At 51.3% G+C, this 17,995-nt stretch carries 17 protein-coding genes and 4 tRNA genes; 9 read left to right on the top strand and 12 right to left on the bottom strand.

The genetic code is table 11. From position 1 onward, the window contains the following. Positions 1 to 6 precede the first annotated feature (6 nt). On the bottom strand, positions 7 to 1,299 hold the full coding sequence (ptsJ, locus tag OGX95_RS07275; protein ID WP_286628964.1) for a MocR-like B6 salvage transcription factor PtsJ: 1,293 nt from the start codon (positions 1,297 to 1,299) through the stop codon (positions 7 to 9). An 82-nt stretch (positions 1,300 to 1,381) separates the two neighbouring features. On the opposite strand from ptsJ, the gene pdxK reads away from it, so the two are divergent. After that, a complete protein-coding gene (gene pdxK, locus OGX95_RS07280; protein ID WP_286628966.1) occupies positions 1,382 to 2,248 on the top strand; it encodes a pyridoxine/pyridoxal/pyridoxamine kinase in 867 nt (288 codons plus the stop codon). Continuing rightward, on the top strand, positions 2,245 to 2,484 hold the full coding sequence (locus OGX95_RS07285; RefSeq protein WP_286628968.1) for a cytoplasmic protein: 240 nt from the start codon (positions 2,245 to 2,247) through the stop codon (positions 2,482 to 2,484). Before pdxK ends, OGX95_RS07285 begins: the two co-directional genes overlap by 4 nt. 79 nt (positions 2,485 to 2,563) lie before the next feature. On the opposite strand, the gene crr is transcribed toward OGX95_RS07285, so the two are convergent. From crr to cysZ, 5 genes are all read right to left on the bottom strand, one after another. Further along, on the bottom strand, positions 2,564 to 3,073 hold the full coding sequence (gene crr, locus OGX95_RS07290; protein ID WP_000522253.1) for a PTS glucose transporter subunit IIA: 510 nt from the start codon (positions 3,071 to 3,073) through the stop codon (positions 2,564 to 2,566). Between the two features lie 40 nt (positions 3,074 to 3,113). Further along, positions 3,114 to 4,841: a phosphoenolpyruvate-protein phosphotransferase PtsI gene (gene ptsI, locus OGX95_RS07295; protein ID WP_005121951.1), complete on the bottom strand. Its 1,728-nt coding sequence runs from the start codon at positions 4,839 to 4,841 to the stop codon at positions 3,114 to 3,116. A gap of 45 nt (positions 4,842 to 4,886) precedes the next feature. Continuing rightward, the gene (gene ptsH / locus OGX95_RS07300; RefSeq protein WP_002913505.1) at positions 4,887 to 5,144 is read right to left on the bottom strand and encodes a phosphocarrier protein Hpr; all 258 of its coding nucleotides are present in this window, start codon (positions 5,142 to 5,144) and stop codon (positions 4,887 to 4,889) included. Between the two features lie 383 nt (positions 5,145 to 5,527). Beyond that, positions 5,528 to 6,499 carry a cysteine synthase A gene (gene cysK / locus OGX95_RS07305; RefSeq protein WP_286628969.1) on the bottom strand — a complete coding sequence of 324 codons (972 nt, stop codon included), beginning with the start codon at positions 6,497 to 6,499 and terminating at the stop codon, positions 5,528 to 5,530. A gap of 163 nt (positions 6,500 to 6,662) precedes the next feature. Further along, positions 6,663 to 7,424, bottom strand: a complete 762-nt coding sequence (gene cysZ / locus OGX95_RS07310) for a sulfate transporter CysZ (protein ID WP_286628970.1) — start codon at positions 7,422 to 7,424, stop codon at positions 6,663 to 6,665. Positions 7,425 to 7,656: 232 nt separating this feature from the next. Between cysZ and zipA the strand changes: the two genes are divergently transcribed. The 3 genes from zipA to OGX95_RS07325 all read left to right on the top strand — a co-directional run bounded on the left by zipA (position 7,657) and on the right by OGX95_RS07325 (position 10,953). After that, positions 7,657 to 8,646, top strand: coding sequence for a cell division protein ZipA (zipA, locus tag OGX95_RS07315; protein ID WP_286628971.1), 990 nt, complete (start codon positions 7,657 to 7,659; stop codon positions 8,644 to 8,646). Between the two features lie 71 nt (positions 8,647 to 8,717). Next, the gene (ligA, locus tag OGX95_RS07320) at positions 8,718 to 10,733 is read left to right on the top strand and encodes an NAD-dependent DNA ligase LigA (protein WP_286628973.1); all 2,016 of its coding nucleotides are present in this window, start codon (positions 8,718 to 8,720) and stop codon (positions 10,731 to 10,733) included. A 1-nt stretch (position 10,734) separates the two neighbouring features. Further along, entirely contained in the window at positions 10,735 to 10,953 is a 219-nt protein-coding gene (locus OGX95_RS07325; protein ID WP_048210989.1) for a DUF3820 family protein, read from the top strand. Here the strand turns inward: OGX95_RS07325 and OGX95_RS07330 are convergent. Beyond that, complete coding sequence (locus OGX95_RS07330) at positions 10,950 to 11,951, bottom strand: bile acid:sodium symporter family protein (RefSeq protein WP_286628974.1); 1,002 nt, start codon at positions 11,949 to 11,951, stop codon at positions 10,950 to 10,952. The two genes, OGX95_RS07325 and OGX95_RS07330, sit on opposite strands and share 4 nt — an antisense overlap. An 89-nt stretch (positions 11,952 to 12,040) precedes the next feature. Here OGX95_RS07330 and OGX95_RS07335 point away from each other — a divergent pair, with 89 nt between their 5' ends. Continuing rightward, the gene (locus OGX95_RS07335; RefSeq protein WP_286628976.1) at positions 12,041 to 12,967 is read left to right on the top strand and encodes a LysR family transcriptional regulator; all 927 of its coding nucleotides are present in this window, start codon (positions 12,041 to 12,043) and stop codon (positions 12,965 to 12,967) included. 21 nt (positions 12,968 to 12,988) lie between these two features. On the opposite strand, the gene OGX95_RS07340 is transcribed toward OGX95_RS07335, so the two are convergent. Then, positions 12,989 to 13,753 carry a nucleoside-specific channel-forming Tsx family protein gene (locus OGX95_RS07340; RefSeq protein ID WP_286628977.1) on the bottom strand — a complete coding sequence of 255 codons (765 nt, stop codon included), beginning with the start codon at positions 13,751 to 13,753 and terminating at the stop codon, positions 12,989 to 12,991. A 283-nt stretch (positions 13,754 to 14,036) separates the two neighbouring features. On the opposite strand from OGX95_RS07340, the gene xapA reads away from it, so the two are divergent. The 3 genes from xapA to OGX95_RS07355 all read left to right on the top strand — a co-directional run bounded on the left by xapA (position 14,037) and on the right by OGX95_RS07355 (position 17,331). Then, positions 14,037 to 14,867, top strand: coding sequence for a xanthosine phosphorylase (gene xapA, locus OGX95_RS07345; protein WP_271448565.1), 831 nt, complete (start codon positions 14,037 to 14,039; stop codon positions 14,865 to 14,867). Between the two features lie 56 nt (positions 14,868 to 14,923). After that, positions 14,924 to 16,180 carry a nucleoside permease gene (locus OGX95_RS07350; RefSeq protein ID WP_271440200.1) on the top strand — a complete coding sequence of 419 codons (1,257 nt, stop codon included), beginning with the start codon at positions 14,924 to 14,926 and terminating at the stop codon, positions 16,178 to 16,180. Positions 16,181 to 16,446: 266 nt separating this feature from the next. Then, positions 16,447 to 17,331: a LysR family transcriptional regulator gene (locus OGX95_RS07355; RefSeq protein ID WP_286628978.1), complete on the top strand. Its 885-nt coding sequence runs from the start codon at positions 16,447 to 16,449 to the stop codon at positions 17,329 to 17,331. Positions 17,332 to 17,576: 245 nt separating this feature from the next. Here OGX95_RS07355 and OGX95_RS07365 read toward each other — a convergent pair. The 4 genes from OGX95_RS07365 to OGX95_RS07380 all read right to left on the bottom strand — a co-directional run bounded on the left by OGX95_RS07365 (position 17,577) and on the right by OGX95_RS07380 (position 17,976). Beyond that, positions 17,577 to 17,652 (bottom strand) — tRNA-Lys (locus tag OGX95_RS07365). Between the two features lie 4 nt (positions 17,653 to 17,656). Next, a tRNA-Val gene (locus tag OGX95_RS07370) sits at positions 17,657 to 17,732 on the bottom strand. Between the two features lie 46 nt (positions 17,733 to 17,778). Next, positions 17,779 to 17,854, bottom strand: a tRNA-Val gene (locus tag OGX95_RS07375). 46 nt (positions 17,855 to 17,900) lie between these two features. Continuing rightward, positions 17,901 to 17,976: transfer RNA gene (locus tag OGX95_RS07380), tRNA-Val, on the bottom strand. Between the last annotated feature and the right edge of the window lie 19 nt (positions 17,977 to 17,995).

The raw sequence follows: 17,995 nt of genomic DNA on the forward strand, positions 1-17,995 counted from the left end.
CTCCTGTTAGCGCTGTTGCGCCTGATGAATATCACCCGCCAGCTTATGAATATCGCTGTCGTTTAAGGTCGACAGCGTAATGCGCAGACCGTGCGAGGGTGTATTCACACCAAACACCTCGCCTTCGCGTACCAGCCAACCGGATTTTGCCAGGGCAAAAGCAAGTGATTGACTGTGGTCCGTCAGAGGCAGCCACAGATTTAGACCATCACCGACGGGCAGATCAATGCCATATCCTCTGAGAGCGGTGGTCAGTTTTTGCTGCTGTGCCGCGTAAAACTGCTGAGTCTGTACCAGCTTACGTTGATACTCCTCGTCATTCAGACAGGCGCAGGCTAAATCCTGAAGCAGATGGCTGACCCACTGACTGCCGGAGTTGAGTCGCAACCGCAGTTTCGCTGAAGTGACCGGATCGCTGGCAACAATGGCAAGGCGTAAGTCCGGGCCTAATGTTTTCGACATTGAACGGACGATTGCCCAGTGTGTGGTTTGCGTGGCAATCACCGGGTGCCAGCGGGAAGCGGACAGCAGTGCAAAGTGGTCGTCGACTATCACCAGTACCTGCGGATAGCGGGTCAGGATGTTTTGTAACTGGGCAGCGCGTGAGGCACTCAGGCTACATCCCGTCGGGTTGTGGGCGCGGGGGGTCAGGATCACTGCCCGCGCCCCTCTTTGTAACGCAGCCTCCAGCATGTCAGGTTGCATGCCTTCGTTGTCTACGGTGACCGGACTTGCTGAGAATCCTGCATAACGCAACATATTGATGCTACTTAAAAAGCAGGGATCTTCTACCGCGACACTATCGCCCGGCAATAAATGGGCGCACAGTAGTCGTTCAATGGCATCAATAGCACCGCTGGTGATATCAATTTCCCCCTCGCCAGGGAGGGCATCCTGCATCCAGCGTGTGGCCCAGGTTTTAAGCTCGGGCGATACGACGGCATCGCCATACAGACGTGGACTCTTATTTATTTTCGCGAAATAACGACTGAGATCGGGGAGACACGTCGGCGCAGGGTTACCGCCGGAAAGGTCGGTAAGCGGGGTATCCGGGTTACCTCCCTCCAGCGCGATAGGGGAGGGCATTCCTTTTATTACCGTCCCGTTTCTCCCAAGACTGAGTGCCAGCCCGGAGGTGACCAGTCGTTTATAAGCCGCCGCGACAGTATTGCGGTTGACGTTCAATGTCGTCGCCAGCTCGCGCACTGGCGGAAGCGTTTCGCCTGAGGCGAGGGTGCCTGTAGCGACATGTTGACGAATACTGTCAAAAATTTCGTTAGCGGTTTTTCCGTCGATCATTATTGACCTATGACAAAATGAATTTTAGCATATGACGATAATAGTGAGGCGATAGCCCGCTGTCCAGCGAGAGGAGAAGTTTATGCAGCAGGAGAGTGAAATACAGTCAGTGCTCTTCGACGACAAGCATCGGGCGTTACAAACCGATATCGTTGCCGTCCAGTCACAGGTGGTGTATGGCAGCGTAGGCAACAGTATCGCCGTGCCAGCCATCAAAGCGCAGGGATTACGCGTCACGGCGATCCCAACAGTGCTGTTCAGCAATACACCACATTATGAGACCTTTTATGGTGGTGTTATCCCGGCCGACTGGTTTAGCGGCTATCTTCGCGCCTTAAATGAACGCGATGCGTTACGTGAGCTAAAAGCGGTGACCACGGGGTATATGGGCAGTGCGGAACAAATCGCTCTGTTGGCACAGTGGCTGGAGACCGTTCGGGCGACCCACCCGGATCTGTGTATTCTGGTCGATCCGGTGATTGGCGATACGGACAGCGGCATGTACGTAAAGGCCGAAATACCGGAGGCGTATCGCAAACATCTGCTACCGCTGGCACAGGGGCTGACACCAAACGTGTTTGAGCTGCAGATGTTGAGCGGTAAACCGTGTCGCACACTTGATGAAGCGATATTGGCAGCCAAATCGCTGCTCACCGATACGCTGAAATGGGTGGTAATCACCAGCGCACCGGGAGAAACCGAGGAGGTCATTCAGGTTGCCGTCGTGACGGCTGAAACGGTTGAGGTGCTAGCCCATCCGCGGGTGAAAACGGATCTGAAAGGGACCGGCGATCTGTTCTGCGCTGAACTGGTGAGCGGTATCGTGCTGGGGAAACCCCTCACCACCGCCACGCACGATGCAGCACAGCGCGTGCTGGAAGTGATGACATGGACGCACTTGTGCGGTTGTGATGAGTTAATTCTGCCACCGGCAGGGGAGGCGCGATGAAGAGTTATCGACTGGTGGTTCGTCACCATGGACGCATCGTTGGGCATTTTGATACCAGCGGAACAGAAGCACTGGAAGATATCTGTGTGGCGCGCGCCATGTTTGGGATTGCCGGTGGCTATGATTGTGAACTGTTAGTGGCGGATTCGGAACGGCGGATGCTGGAAAGCGGGCCGGAAGGCATGAAAATCCTGATGCGCGAGGCGTGTTACCGACCGGTCACCTCACAAATTTAATGCCGCCATCCGGCAGGTTTTGACGTTCGTTAGATAAAAAAATGGCGCCATCTGGCGCCATTCTTCCCTGCGGCAAGAATTACTTCTTGATGCGGATAACCGGAGTTTCACCCACGGTCACGCTACCGGACAGTTTGATCAGTTCTTTGATTTCGTCCATGTTGGAGATAACAACCGGAGTCAGGGTAGACTTGGCCTTCTCTTCCAGCAGCGGCAGATCGAATTCAATAACCGGGTCGCCCACTTTCACACGTTGGCCTTCTTCAGCGATACGCTTGAAGCCTTCGCCTTTCAGTTCAACGGTATCAATACCGAAGTGAACAAACAGCTCAATGCCGCTATCAGATTCGATAGAGAACGCATGGTTGGTTTCAAAGATTTTGCCGATGGTGCCATCAACAGGGGCAACCATTTTGTTACCAGTTGGTTTGATAGCAATACCATCACCAACGATTTTTTCAGCAAAAACTACATCCGGCACGTCTTCGATGTTGACGATCTCGCCAGAGAGCGGAGCAACAATCTCAATAGTTCCGGTGTCTTTCTTATCATCAGAAACCAGAGATTTCAGTTTATCGAACAAACCCATGATCTTCTCCTAAGCAGTAAATTGGGCCGCATCTCGTGGATTAGCAGATTGTTTTTTCTTCAATGAACTTGTTAACCAGCGTCATTAACTCGTCCGTTGTCGGTTGAGCAAGAGCCTGCTCTGCTAACACCTTCGCATCTTCGAAGTTCGTGTTACGGATAATCTTCTTAATGCGCGGGATAGAAATGGCGCTCATAGAGAATTCGTCCAGACCCATCCCCAGCAACAGAAGTGTAGCACGTTCGTCGCCTGCAAGCTCACCACACATGCCGGTCCATTTGCCTTCAGCATGAGAAGCATCAATAACTTGCTTGATCAGCGTCAGAACAGATGGCGACATCGGTTGGTAAAGGTGTGAAATCATATCATTACCACGGTCAACTGCCAGGGTGTACTGCGTTAAATCATTGGTGCCGATACTAAAGAAATCAACTTCTTTGGCTAAATGACGTGCAATTGTTGCCGCAGCTGGTGTTTCCACCATCACGCCAATCTCAATGCTTTCGTCAAATGCTTTACCTTCGTCGCGCAGTTCCTGTTTGTAGATTTCGATCTCTTTGCGCAGTGCGCGCACTTCTTCAACAGAGATAATCATCGGGAACATGATGCGCAGTTTGCCGAAAGCAGAGGCACGCAGGATAGCGCGAACCTGGTCACGCAGGATCTCTTTGCGATCCATGGCAATACGTACTGCACGCCAGCCCAGGAACGGGTTCTCTTCTTTCGGGAAATTCATATACGGCAGTTCTTTATCGCCGCCGATGTCCATGGTACGTACGATAACCGCCTGAGAGCCACACGCTTCAGCAACGGCTTTATACGCAGCAAACTGTTCTTCTTCAGTTGGCAGCGATTCACGGTCCATGAACAGGAATTCGGTACGATACAGACCCACGCCTTCAGCACCGTTACGCTCAGCGCCTTCAACGTCACGAACGGTACCGATGTTGGCACACACTTCGACCTGATGACCGTCCAGCGTGATAGCGGGCAGATCTTTCAGCTTAGCGAGTTCCGCTTTCTCGGTAGCAACCTGCTCCTGAACGGCACGCAGTTGTTCGATAACGTCGTTAGTTGGGTTGACGTAAACCTGATTGTTTACGGCATCCAGAATCAGATAGTCGTCGTTTTTCACCTGAGAGGTGACGCTACCGGTACCTACGATGGCAGGCAGTTCCAGAGAACGCGCCATGATTGAGGTATGAGAGGTACGTCCGCCTGCGTCAGTGATGAAACCCAGCACCTTCTCGAGGTTCAGCTGTGCGGTTTCTGACGGGGTCAAATCAGCGGCAACCAGGATAACTTCTTCCTGGATAGCGCTCAGGTCGATAATTGCCAGACCCAGGATGTTACGCAGCAGGCGTTTACCGATGTCACGTACGTCAGCCGCACGTTCTTTCAGGTATTCATCATCCAGCTCTTCCAGGGCTGTGGCCTGGCCTTCGATAATCTCATGCGCAGCTGCGTCAGCCGTCATGTGCTTATCTTTAATCAGGGCTATGATTTCCTGCTCCAGCTCCTCATCTTCGAGCAGCATGATATGCCCTTCAAAGATGGCTTCTTTTTCTTCACCGAATGTTTCACCAGCTTTGGTTTTGATCGCTTCCAGTTGCGCAGATGCCTTGGCACGACCGCTCAGAAAACGTTCAACTTCCTGATCAACCTTGTCGGCAGAAATTTTTTTCCGGTCAATGACGATTTCGTCTTCTTTCAGCAGCAGTGCCTTGCCGAAAGCGATACCCGGGGATGCTAAAATGCCTGAAATCATAACCCTACCTTACTTGTGACTGATATTTAAAAGAACTCGTTGAACTTACTCGAGTTCAGCCATCAGTTTAACCAGATGCTCAACTGCTTTCTGCTCGTCTTCGCCTTCTGCGGAAAGGGTAACAACGGTGCCCTGGGTCAGGCCCAGAGTCTGCAGCTTAAACAGGCTTTTGGCGCTGGCGCTTTTGCCGTTGGAAGTCACAGTGATTTCAGACGTAAAGCCTTTTGCTTCTTTAACAAACTGAGCAGCAGGGCGAGTATGCAGACCGTTCGGAGCGGTAATGGTAACTTCTTGCTGGAACATTATATTTCCCCAACTTATAGGTTTAGTGTTGTGGAACTAAAGTCTAGCCTGGCGGTTCAACTTTAGCCTGTATTGTTAGCGTCGACGTAAACAGGACGCGACACAAAAGGAGTTCGGTGCAATCCGTTGCTGGCAACTTCTTGCCGCTGACGTTTCTTTCGTCATTAAACATTATGCCGCGAAAGGAAGAGTTGAACCAAATCATAAAATCGATTCAGCTAGCGCTTTTCCTGTAACGATTAATTTCGCGCATCAAAATAATTAGTTTGGTTAAATACCAGTTCCGGCGGGCTGAATCAATGCCAGGTGGGTTGAAACTTTGAAGCAGGCCACAAAAAAGCACCCAAAAGGGTGCTTTTTTACGCGCATTTAACATGCTGGCATTACTGTTGCAGTTCTTTCTCAGTGAAGAGATCGGCAAACAGTGCTGTGCTCAGATAACGCTCACCCGATGACGGTAGAATAACCACTATATTCTTATTGGTAAAGGTTTCATCTTCCTGGAGTTTAAGCGCAGCAGCTACCGCAGCACCTGAAGAGATACCTGCCAGAATGCCTTCTTCTTCCATCAGGTGGCGCGCCGTGGAAATCGCTTCATCATTGGTGATGGCAACCACTTTATCGATAAGTTTCAGGTCAAGGTTACCAGGAATGAAGCCTGCGCCAATGCCCTGAATTTTGTGCGGACCCGGTTTCAGCTCTTCACCCGCCAGCGCCTGGGCGATAACCGGAGAGTCTGTCGGCTCAACGGCAACGGTGATGAGGTCCGTTTTGCCCTTGGTCCCTTTGATGTAGCGGGTCACCCCGGTCAGCGTACCGCCGGTACCTACGCCAGAGATAAACACATCAACCTGACCATCGGTGTCTTCCCAGATTTCCGGGCCGGTGGTTTTCTCGTGGATTTCCGGGTTAGCCGGGTTGCTGAATTGCTGAAGCAGCAGGAATTTTTCTGGGTCGCTGGCAACAATCTCTTCCGCCTTTTGAATCGCGCCCTTCATACCTTTCGCACCTTCGGTCAACACCAGATTGGCACCCAATGCTTTCAGCAACTTGCGGCGTTCAATGCTCATGGTTTCTGGCATCGTCAGGGTGAGTTTGTAGCCACGGGCGGCAGCAACGTATGCCAGCGCGATCCCGGTGTTACCGCTGGTCGGTTCGACCAACTCAACGCCCGGCTTCAGTACACCACGTTTTTCGGCATCCCAAATCATATTGGCACCAATACGGCATTTGACGCTGAAGCTCGGGTTACGTGACTCCACCTTCGCCAGAATGCGTCCGTTACCGATACGGTTCAGTCGAACCAGCGGCGTATGACCGATAGTCAGCGAGTTGTCTTCAAAAATCTTACTCATGGCCTGTCCTTAACTGTATGAAATTGGGATACCGCTTCAGCATACCTGTTGAGAAAGTATGGGGAAGTAAGGATTTAGCATATCTATATTCAGAAAGGAAATATTCGACGTCAGTATGGAATAAGGGGCGGCATAAGCCACCCCTGTTTTACACATTTTTGCATTACTTCCATAACGCGTGTTTAGCACGGTAGCAGTCTACCCACATCGCCGTGGCACCACAAACAGCAACCGGCATGATGAACAAATTGAGCACCGGGATCATTGTAAACAAACTGGTTAGCGCACCAAACTGCATGTTGGTGACTTTGCGTGTGCGCAGGGCGATACGCATCTCTTTGAAAGGGACTTTGTGGTTGTCGAACGGATAATCACAATATTGAATGGCCAGCATCCACGCACTGAACAGGAACCATAGCACGGGTGCGACGGTCTGCCCCACGCCGGGGATAAAATAGAGGAGCAGTAACACAAAGGCGCGCGGGAGATACCACGCCAGCTTTTGCCATTCACGCTTCATAATACGCGGCACATCTTTCATGATGCCAAGAACGCCAGTGTCAGGCGGTGTCGCACCTGTCAGGCGGGCTTCGAGTTGTTCTGCCAATAAGCCGTTAAACGGTGCGGCAATCCAGTTGGCGATGGTGGAGAACAGGTAGCCAAATACCAGTAGCACGGAGATCGTGACAATCGGCCATAGCAAATAGCTAAGCCACTGTAGCCAGTTCGGGACGTGACTCATCAGCGCGGGGATCCAACTGTCCAGTTGTGTAAACAACCACCAGAATGCGCCGCCCATCAGCACAATATTCACCAGTAAAGGCAGGATAACAAAGCGACGAATTCCCGGTTGAGTGATGAGCTTCCATCCCTGAGAGAAGTAATAAAAACCGCTACGTGATATAACTGCAGATGATGAAACCATAGTCAGGATATGCTCCGTATTATATAAAACCCTGAGTAAACTTTGCTTATCTTACTCGGTTGTCGAGCATAGGCCAGTTCAGAAATGTTCGAAAAAACAGCAAAAAGCACGTTTTTATTCATCTTTATGCCGTGAAAGCCAAGAGTGCACTTGCACTTGGCGTAATCGGCAAATACTCTTAGTGAGTAAATGTTTGCCGTGGTGGCAAGGTGTTAGAACAACAGAGAATATAATGATGCAGGATTTGCGTCTGATATTAATCATTGTTGGCGCGATCGCCATAATCGCTTTACTGGTACATGGTTTCTGGACTAGCCGTAAAGAACGGTCTTCTATATTCCGCGATCGCCCACTGAAACGCATGAAGTCTAAACGTGATGACGAGGATTCCTATGACGACAACGTCGAGGAAGACGAAGGCGTGGGCGAAGTCCGCGTGCATCGTGTGAATCATGCTCCCGGCAGCGCTCAGGAACATGGTGTTCCTCCTCAGTCGCCGCAACACCAGTACCAGCCGCCTTATGCGTCTGCTCAGCCGCGTCAACACGCGCAGCAGCCTACTCAGGCGCCACAGGTACCGCAGCCGCATGCCCAGCATCCGCAGCAGCCAGTACAACAGCCACAACCGGTACAGCAGCAACCGATGCAACCTCAGCCGGCGGCTCCACAGGTACAGCAACCCGTGCAGCAAGCGCCACAACCTGCACCGCAGACCTTTCAGCCCGTAGAGCCTGTTGTTGAACCGCAACCGCAGCCTGAACCGGTTGTTGAAGAAGCACCCGTTGCTGAAAAACCGCAGCGTAAAGAAGCGGTCATCATTATGAACGTCGCGGCGCATCATGGCAGCGAGCTCAACGGTGAAGTGTTGCTCAACAGCATTCAGCAGGCCGGTTTTAAATTTGGCGATATGAATATTTTCCATCGTCATCTCAGCCCGGATGGTAGTGGTCCGTCGCTGTTCAGTCTTGCCAACATGGTTAACCCAGGGACGTTTGACCCTGAGATGACCGGCGATTTCAGCACACCGGGCGTCACTATCTTTATGCAGGTTCCGTCCTATGGCGACGAGCTGCAAAACTTCAAGCTGATGCTGCAGTCCGCACAACACATTGCCGATGAAGTGGGTGGTGTGGTGCTCGACGATCAACGTCGTATGATGACGCCGCAGAAACTGCGCGAGTATCAGGACCGCATCCGCGAAGTTAAAGAATCTCACGTCTGATTTTCATCTGGCGTGACCTCTCCTTTCTGAACCCCCGCCTGTCGGGGGTTTTTTATCATTGATGGTGCGATATGGAATCAATCGAACAACAACTGACAGAACTGCGAACCACGCTTCGCCATCATGAGTATCTTTACCATGTGATGGATGCGCCGGAAATCCCTGATGCGGAATATGATCGCCTGATGCGCGAACTGCGTGAACTGGAAGCGCAGCATCCTGAACTTGTCACGCCCGATTCACCCACCCAGCGCGTAGGAGCCGCACCACTGGCGGCATTCAGCCAGATCCGTCATGAAGTGCCTATGCTGTCGCTGGATAACGTGTTTGATGAGGAGAGTTTTCTCGCTTTCAATAAGCGCGTTCAGGACAGACTGAAGAGTACGGATAAGCTGACCTGGTGCTGTGAGCTGAAGCTGGATGGTCTGGCGGTCAGTATCCTGTATGAGAATGGTGTACTGGTCAGCGCAGCAACGCGTGGTGATGGTACGACTGGCGAGGACATTACCTCGAACGTGCGCACCATCCGCGCGATCCCGTTAAAACTGCGCGGCGATAATATTCCGGCTCGTCTGGAAGTGCGCGGCGAAGTGTTTTTGCCGCAGGCCGGGTTTGAAAAAATTAACGAAGAAGCCCGCCGCACTGGCAACAAAGTGTTTGCTAACCCGCGTAATGCGGCGGCAGGATCATTACGCCAGCTCGATCCGCGTATCACGGCGAAGCGACCGCTTACTTTCTTTTGCTATGGCGTCGGTGTGCTGGAAGGCGGCGAACTACCCGATACGCATTTGGGGCGCTTGCTGCAGTTTAAAGCGTGGGGCCTTCCGGTCAGCAACAGGGTAACGTTGTGCGACTCTCCGGAGGAAGTACTCGCTTACTATCATAAGGTTGAAGAAGACCGCCCAACGTTGGGATTCGATATTGACGGCGTGGTGATCAAAGTCAACTCCATGGCGCTGCAGGAGCAACTGGGCTTTGTTGCCCGCGCACCGCGCTGGGCGGTAGCCTTTAAGTTTCCGGCGCAGGAACAGATGACTTTTGTTCGCGATGTTGAGTTTCAGGTCGGGCGTACCGGCGCGATTACGCCCGTCGCCCGCCTCGAGCCGGTGCAAGTGGCTGGCGTGCTGGTCAGTAACGCTACGTTGCATAATGCCGATGAAATCGAGCGTTTGGGATTACGCATTGGCGACAAAGTCGTTATTCGTCGTGCGGGCGATGTGATCCCGCAGGTGGTAAACGTGGTGTTGTCCGAGCGTCCTGAAGACACGCGCGAAATCGAGTTTCCCACGCATTGTCCGGTGTGTAACTCTGACGTTGAACGCGTGGAAGGCGAAGCCGTGACTCGCTGCACTGGCGGTTTAATCTGTGGTGCGCAGCGTAAAGAGTCGCTCAAACACTTCGTTTCCCGTCGTGCGCTGGATGTTGACGGTATGGGCGACAAAATTATCGATCAACTGGTCGAGAAAGAGTACGTGCACACACCAGCGGATCTGTTCACGTTGACCGCAGGTAAGTTGACCGGTCTCGATCGTATGGGACCGAAATCGGCGCAAAACGTGGTGAACGCGCTGGAAAAAGCGAAAGAAACCACCTTTGCCCGTTTCCTGTATGCGCTGGGCATTCGCGAAGTCGGTGAAGCAACGGCTGCGGGTCTGGCCGCGTATTTCGGTACGCTGGATGCGCTGGAAGCGGCTTCCATTGAAGAGCTGCAAAAAGTACCGGATGTTGGCATCGTGGTGGCTACTCACGTGTTTAACTTCTTTGCCGAAGAGAGCAACCGCGAGGTGATCGTCCAGTTGCTGGCGCAGGGTATTCACTGGCCAGCACCCGTCGTCATCAATGCAGAAGAGATCGACAGCCCTTTCGCGGGGAAAACGGTGGTGCTGACCGGGAGTCTGAGCCAGATGTCGCGCGATGATGCCAAAACGCGGCTGGCTGAATTGGGGGCGAAAGTGGCAGGTAGCGTGTCGAAGAAAACCGATCTGGTTATTGCCGGTGAAGCGGCAGGCTCGAAGCTGGCAAAAGCGCAGGAGTTGGGCATTGCCATTATTGATGAAGCTGAAATGATCCGCTTACTGGGCGCCTGAGATGGAAAAAGAGCAACTGATTGAAATTGCCAATACCGTGATGCCTTTTGGAAAATATAAGGGGCGTCGGCTGATTGACGTCCCGGAAGAGTATCTGCTGTGGTTTGCCCGCAAAGATGAATTTCCGCCAGGCAAACTGGGTGAGCTAATGCAAATCACACTGCTGATTAAAACCGAGGGGCTGACACAGTTGGTACAGCCCCTGAAACGTCCGCTTTAAGCTTTCGCGGCGCGACTGTTCTGCTGCGCCGCCTGCAATGCGTCCGTCTGGCGCTTATAGCGACGCGCCAACACAGCGCATACCATCAGTTGGATTTGATGGAAGATCATCAACGGCAGCACCATCATACCAATCACCGAAGTCGGGAACAGAATATTGGCCATGGGGATCCCGTTCGCCAGACTCTTTTTCGACCCACAGAAGACAATGGTAATTTCATCGGCTTTGTTGAAGCCACATTTGCGCGCGACAAAAACGTTGATACCCATCACGATGGCCAGTAACACAAGGCTGACAATCACAATAAACAGCAGTGAACCGACCCCAACTTTGTGCCAGATCCCGTTCACGACCGCCTCACTGAAAGCGGAGTAAACCACCAGCAGAATGGATGACTGGTCCGTTTTGGCGATCCATTTTTTATGGCGCGACACCCAGTCGCCAATCCATGGGCGTGAAAGATGCCCCAGCACGAATGGCAGCAGCAGTTGCAGCATGATTTTCCCTACCTGCTCCAGGCTGCCCTCTGCACCATGCATATTCATCACCAGTCCGACCAACAGCGGGGAGAGAAAAATACCCAACAGGCTGGAGGCAGAGGCGGAGCACACGGCGGCGGCAACGTTACCTCCCGCCAGTGACGTAAAGGCAATTGCCGACTGCACCGTAGCGGGCAAAATGCACAGGTACAGGAAACCGGTGTAGAGCATCGGATCAACGTTGACCGGTGCCCACCAGGCAAACAGGACGCCCAGCACGGGGAAGACCACAAAGGTGCTGCACATGACCCACAGATGCAAACGCCAGTGGCTACCGCCGGCAATAATGGCTTCACGCGAGAGCTTTGCGCCGTGCATAAAAAAGAGCAGGGCAATAGCGGCGGTGGTTAGGCCTTCAAAAAAAGGAACAAAGCCGCCTTCGGCAGGGAAAAATGAGGCCAATAAAACGACGGTAATCAGCGTCAGCGTGAACGGATCAAGGATACGAAAAAGTTTCATAAAAGCTCCTGAAATTCGGTATTCACATTTTGCGTTTTTCTATTTGAGAAATAAAATTGATTTATTGCATCTATATATGAATTGAATCGATGAATTATTCTTTGCGCCAATTACGTATCTTTGTCACCGTCGCTCAGGCTAAAAGTTTTAGCCGGGCGGGGGATATCATCGGCTTAAGCCAGTCGGCGGTCAGTCATAGTGTAAAAGAGCTGGAAGGACAGACGGGTGTCCGGCTACTGGATCGTACAACGCGCGAGGTGGTGCTGACGGAAGCCGGGCAACAGCTGGCGGCACGGCTGGAACGCATTCTGGATGAACTGCACAGTACGCTGCGCGAAGCCGGGCAGGTGGGTACGCAGTTAACCGGTACGGTGCGTGTGGCTGCCAGCCAGACGATTTCCGCGCATCTCATTCCGCAGTGTATTGCGCAGAGCAATCAGCTTTATCCGGCAATCGATTTTGTCCTGCACGACAGGCCACAACAGTGGGTCCTGGAGAGTATTCGTCAGGGGGAAGTGGATTTTGGCATTGTGATTGACCCGGGAGCCGTAACCGATCTGCAGTGTGAAGCGGTGCTATCGGAGCCGTTTCTGTTGTTGTGTCGTCAGGATCACCCGCTAGCTCACCGGGAATGGATTAACTGGCAGGATCTGCAGCATGAGCGCCTGGTGTTGCAGGATTATGCCTCCGGTAGCCGACCGCTGATTGATGCGGCATTGTCTCATTTTTCTATTGATGCCAACATTGTTCAGGAGATTGGACACCCGGCAACGCTGTTCCCGATGGTCGAAGCAGGGATTGGTATCAGCGTGCTGCCCGCGCTGGCACTACCCTTACCACAGGGCAGCCATTTACAGGTTAAACGTTTAACGCCAGTTGTTGAGCGGCAACTGATGTTGGCGCGACGCAAAAATCGCTCTCTCTCAACTGCCGCTCAGGCATTGTGGGACGTGGTGCGTACGCAGGCCAGTGAATTAACTGCTGGCCGGGTACGCGATCCGCTCTATCAAATCTAACTATCTGGCTGGCGTAATGCGTTAAAACAGGTATTTAATGGAGTAAATAACGCCGTCCTGCAGGAAGGATTCTCCCAGTTTATTATCGGCGTAGCGGTATTGAATGCCAGCTGTCAGATGAGGGGTAGCATTCCACCAGAATGCGATCGCGCCATTAATGCCGTCTTTACCACCATTCCCTGCGGCGTAGGTTGCGTCACGGTCAAATTCGTACTCATTCCAGTTAGTCACACTGAATTTCTCACTGCCCAGCAAGAAGCTATATCCGGCCACCCAACCCATTACATAACCGTTATCCCCGGTGTAATAGGTCTGGTCGGTATAGCGTTTGGCAAAGAAGGGTTTAAACCAGTAGCCGTTACCTGTGAAGTTATAGCCCAAACCATAGAGAAACATATCATCATGAAAGTTAGCGCGGTTCGGTGAGCCATAGGTCCCGTAGGCATGAAGATAGAGGTTTAACCCTGTATCACCTAAATAGATACGGTTGGTATTTTTGAAGGTGTAGCGCTGTTCACTGCCGGGTTTAGCGTGGCGGCCATTGTAGAAATTCTCCCAGTCGAAGAATCCGTACATTTCCCCCCAGCTAAAGTTTGCACCGCCTTCAAGTTCCAGATAGCCAAAATCATCTTTATGTGATTTCTTACTGGTTCTTTCCGTGGTGTCTGATGTCCAGTCGAGGTAATGCAGACCAATATCGGCGAAGCCGCCTTTAAATTCAGCCTGTGCCAGTTGAGGTAAGGTTAATGAGGTTGCTAAACTTATTGCGATAAGTTTTTTATTCATTGAGTATTCCATCTGCCAAATAATAAATGCACTGAATATTTGTGCGTAATTTAGAATTGCTGCCAGGATGCAGCTATTCTTATGTTATTTGTGTGAGAGATGGCTCGTCCAATATTTAAATATTGATAATTGATAGGTATTGGATCTGAATTAATAAAAATAATCTATATCAAATCGATATTGAACTACGCAGTAAACGGTATTGGTAAGGCTCATGTGATTCCCGCTATAAACGAAGGGTGTCAGATTTCATTCAATTAATAAGCCCTTAGAAGGACATATCATGAGCCACTCTTTCTCGCAAAATCCCTGGTACAGTGCTGATATTATTCGTAGCTATAAACCCGACTTTACCCCTCGTGTTGCCTTTATTCTGGGATCCGGTCTGGGGGCGTTGGCTGAACAAATTGAAGGTGCTGTGGCTATCTCCTACGAAAAGCTGCCGGGTTTCCCGGTGAGTACCGTCCATGGGCATGCCGGAGAACTGGTGCTTGGTCATCTGGCAGGGGTCCCGGTAGCTTGCATGAAAGGGCGTGGCCATTTTTATGAAGGCCGTGGCATGGCGGTAATGACTGACGCCGTTCGTACGCTGAAATTACTGGGTTGCGAATTATTGTTCAGCACCAATGCTGCAGGATCTTTGCGCCCAGAAGTCGGCCCGGGGAGTCTGGTGGCGTTACGCGACCATATCAATACTATGCCGGGTACCCCGATGGTCGGGCTAAATGATGAGCGTTTTGGCGATCGCTTCTTCTCATTGGCGAATGCTTATGATGCAGATTACCGCGCCATTCTCCAGACCGTCGCGGCAGATGAAGGATTCCCTCTCACTGAAGGCGTATTTGTTTCTTATCCTGGACCGAACTTCGAAACAGCAGCTGAGATTCGCATGATGCAAATTATTGGCGGCGATGTGGTGGGCATGTCTGTTGTACCTGAAGTTATTGCTGCTCGTCATTGCGACCTGAAAGTTGTGGCAGTATCAGCGATTACCAATCTGGCGGAGGGATTGGGTGATGTAAAACTGTCCCATGAGCAAACACTGGCAGCAGCCGAACTTTCTCGTCAGAACTTTATTAATCTGATTTGTGGTTTCTTACGCAAGCTGGCCTAAATACACAATAACAATAGCCCCGCATCAGGGGCTTTACCCTACGGCAAGGAATAAAAATGGGTATTATTTCCCGATTAAAAATTATGTCGTTTTTGCAATATTTTATCTGGGGTAGTTGGTTGGTAACCCTGGGTTCATACATGATAAACACCTTACATTTTACGGGTGCCAACGTTGGTATGGTTTACAGCTCCAAAGGTCTGGCGGCGATTATCATGCCTGGCATTATGGGGATCATTGCCGACAAATGGTTACGCGCGGAACGTGCGTACATGCTGTGCCATCTGGTCTGTGCCGGTGTGTTGCTGTATGCCACAACCGTCACGGATTCGGACACGATGTTTTGGGTCATGTTAGTCAATGCCATGGCCTACATGCCGACGATCGCATTATCGAATAGTGTTTCCTACTCTTGCCTGGCAAAAGCGGGTCTGGACCCCGTCACATCATTTCCACCCGTACGCGTTTTTGGCACCATTGGGTTTATCGTGGCTATGTGGACAGTCAGTCTGATGGGGCTGGAACTGAGCAGCGCACAGTTGTATATCGCCTCCGGTGCATCGTTACTGCTTGCGCTTTATGCTCTCACGTTGCCGAAAATTCCGGTTGCAGAGAAAAAAGAATCAGCAACACTTGCCAGTAAGTTGGGACTGGATGCGTTTGTTCTGTTTAAAAACCCGCGTATGGCAATCTTCTTTTTGTTTGCAATGATGCTGGGGGCGGTGCTGCAGATTACCAACGTCTTTGGTAATCCGTTCCTGCATGATTTCGCCCGTAACCCTGAGTTTGCCAATAGCTTTGTGGTGCAATATCCTTCAATTCTACTGTCGGTTTCTCAGATGGCGGAAGTCGGCTTTATCCTCACTATCCCCTTCTTCCTCAAACGTTTTGGCATCAAAACGGTGATGCTGATGAGTATGCTGGCGTGGACGCTGCGCTTTGGGTTCTTTGCGTTCGGCGATCCCTCTCCGTTTGGTTTTGTACTGCTTCTTATGTCGATGATCGTCTACGGCTGTGCGTTTGATTTCTTCAACATCTCAGGTTCGGTGTTTGTGGAGCAGGAGGTTAGCTCCAATATACGTGCCAGTGCACAAGGGTTGTTTATGACGATGGTAAATGGTGTTGGTGCATGGGTAGGTTCGATTTTAAGCGGTATGGCCGTCGATTATTTCTCTATTGATGGAGTAAAAGACTGGCAAACCATCTGGCTGGTGTTTGCTGCTTATGCACTGGCGCTGGCGGTTGTATTCGCATTGTTCTTTAAGTACCAGCATCATCCAGAAAAGTTGGCGACTAAATCATTGGCACATTAATTTATATATCACTGGCGAGGAAATACTCGCCAGTTTGCTTTATAAGCGACAGTAATACGTAAAAGAAATAATTCCATTTTTGGGCATTGAGGCTGGCAATGGCACATTATTAACTTTACGCTATATATCTATTCTCATGTCTATCTTTTCCCAACGTACTGTCTATTATCTGTATGCATATCGGGTATCTGGTCGTTAAAACTCTTTTTTATCAGGTAATGTGGTAAATTCAAGACCTTATCCCTCATTCATGGAGTGCAACAGTTATGGAACGTGCCCATCGTATTGATCTGAAGTTATTGCGTTATTTCCTTGCTGTTGCAGAAGAGCTGCATTTTGGTCGGGCTGCTGCCCGGCTGAATATGTCGCAACCCCCTTTGAGTATTCATATCAAAGAACTTGAACAGCAACTTGGCACTCTGCTGTTCATTCGTCACTCCCGTAGTGTTGCGTTAACCCATGCAGGGACGATTTTGATGGAGGAGTCGCGCCGTTTGTTAGCCAGCGCCAATCAGGCGTTGGCACGCGTGGAACAGATTGGTCGGGGTGAAACAGGGCGAATTGAACTTGGCGTTATCGGTACGGCAATGTGGGGAAAAATGCGCCCGGTCATGCGGCGTTTTTTGAAGGATAACCCCAACGTTGAAGTGCTGTTTCGTGAACATATGCCGGCAATGCAGATGACGATGCTGGAGCGGCGTGAGCTGGATGCGGGAGTATGGCGGATGGCGACTGAACCTTCGCCTGGATTCACCAGCTTGCGTTTGCATGAGTCCTCTTTTCTGGTAGCGATGCCAGAAGAGCACCCACTGATCGCGCTTGCAGCGATACCATTGGAAGCGTTACGGAACGAATATTTTGTCACGATGCCTTCCGTTCATACTGACTGGACGTTTTTGCAGCGTGTTTGCCTGAGCGCCGGCTTCACGCCAATGATTATTCGCGAGGTGAGGGAGCCGCAAACGGTACTGGCGATGATCAGTATGGGGATTGGTATTACCTTAATCGCAGACAGTTATGCGCAGATGAACTGGCCGGGAGTGGTGTTTCGCCCACTGGAAGAACGGATCCCTGCTGATTTGTACATTGTGTACGACCAACAACAGGCAACGCCGGCACTGGAAAAACTGGTGGTGGCGCTAACGGTATGATGTCTGTGCCGGACGGCGATTAACGTCTTATCTGGCAGTTTTATAAATCGCAAATAGCAAAAAGGCGCCGCCAGCGCCCTCTCTTACATTGGTGGGTCGTGCAGGATGACTCGCTTCGCTCGCCCTTCGGGTCATCGCCGTCAACGGCTCCGTTGTCTCACTACGTTCGACCCGAACCTGCTGCAGGTTCGAATCATTAAATTTTGCGCATAGCAAAAAGGCGCCTTTAGGGCGCCTTTTTACATTGGTGGGTCGTGCAGGATTCGAACCTGCGACCAATTGATTAAAAGTCAACTGCTCTACCAACTGAGCTAACGACCCGAAGTGGTGGGTGATGACGGGATCGAACCGCCGACCCCCTCCTTGTAAGGGAGGTGCTCTCCCAGCTGAGCTAATCACCCACTTCGGTACTTCATTGTATTGTAAGAAATCCAGCTGGCGAGAAAGTGGTGGGTGATGACGGGATCGAACCGCCGACCCCCTCCTTGTAAGGGAGGTGCTCTCCCAGCTGAGCTAATCACCCACTTCTCAATTTCTTACTTAACACGGCGGAGACTACTTAAAGTAGTTGGTGGGTGATGACGGGTTCGAACCGCCGACCCCCTCCTTGTAAGGGAGGTGCTCTCCCAGCTGAGCTAATCACCCCCGCTGTGTGGAGTCGCAT

This window comes from Citrobacter sp. Cu233 (assembly GCF_030332225.1).
Taxonomy (GTDB): domain Bacteria; phylum Pseudomonadota; class Gammaproteobacteria; order Enterobacterales; family Enterobacteriaceae; genus Citrobacter.

Bases quoted from the DNA above. Each gene is read 5' to 3' on its own strand.
- pdxK (WP_286628966.1), top strand. From the start codon at position 1,382: ATGCAGCAGGAGAGTGAAATACAGTCAGTGCTCTTCGACGACAAGCAT.
- cysZ (WP_286628970.1), bottom strand. From the start codon at position 7,424: ATGGTTTCATCATCTGCAGTTATATCACGTAGCGGTTTTTATTACTTC.
- OGX95_RS07330 (WP_286628974.1), bottom strand. From the start codon at position 11,951: ATGAAACTTTTTCGTATCCTTGATCCGTTCACGCTGACGCTGATTACC.
- ptsJ (WP_286628964.1), bottom strand. From the start codon at position 1,299: ATGATCGACGGAAAAACCGCTAACGAAATTTTTGACAGTATTCGTCAA.
- OGX95_RS07340 (WP_286628977.1), bottom strand. From the start codon at position 13,753: ATGAATAAAAAACTTATCGCAATAAGTTTAGCAACCTCATTAACCTTA.
- cysK (WP_286628969.1), bottom strand. From the start codon at position 6,499: ATGAGTAAGATTTTTGAAGACAACTCGCTGACTATCGGTCATACGCCG.
- xapA (WP_271448565.1), top strand. From the start codon at position 14,037: ATGAGCCACTCTTTCTCGCAAAATCCCTGGTACAGTGCTGATATTATT.
- ptsI (WP_005121951.1), bottom strand. From the start codon at position 4,841: ATGATTTCAGGCATTTTAGCATCCCCGGGTATCGCTTTCGGCAAGGCA.
- OGX95_RS07325 (WP_048210989.1), top strand. From the start codon at position 10,735: ATGGAAAAAGAGCAACTGATTGAAATTGCCAATACCGTGATGCCTTTT.
- crr (WP_000522253.1), bottom strand. From the start codon at position 3,073: ATGGGTTTGTTCGATAAACTGAAATCTCTGGTTTCTGATGATAAGAAA.
- ligA (WP_286628973.1), top strand. From the start codon at position 8,718: ATGGAATCAATCGAACAACAACTGACAGAACTGCGAACCACGCTTCGC.
- zipA (WP_286628971.1), top strand. From the start codon at position 7,657: ATGATGCAGGATTTGCGTCTGATATTAATCATTGTTGGCGCGATCGCC.
- OGX95_RS07350 (WP_271440200.1), top strand. From the start codon at position 14,924: ATGGGTATTATTTCCCGATTAAAAATTATGTCGTTTTTGCAATATTTT.
- OGX95_RS07355 (WP_286628978.1), top strand. From the start codon at position 16,447: ATGGAACGTGCCCATCGTATTGATCTGAAGTTATTGCGTTATTTCCTT.
- OGX95_RS07335 (WP_286628976.1), top strand. From the start codon at position 12,041: ATGAATTATTCTTTGCGCCAATTACGTATCTTTGTCACCGTCGCTCAG.
- ptsH (WP_002913505.1), bottom strand. From the start codon at position 5,144: ATGTTCCAGCAAGAAGTTACCATTACCGCTCCGAACGGTCTGCATACT.
- OGX95_RS07285 (WP_286628968.1), top strand. From the start codon at position 2,245: ATGAAGAGTTATCGACTGGTGGTTCGTCACCATGGACGCATCGTTGGG.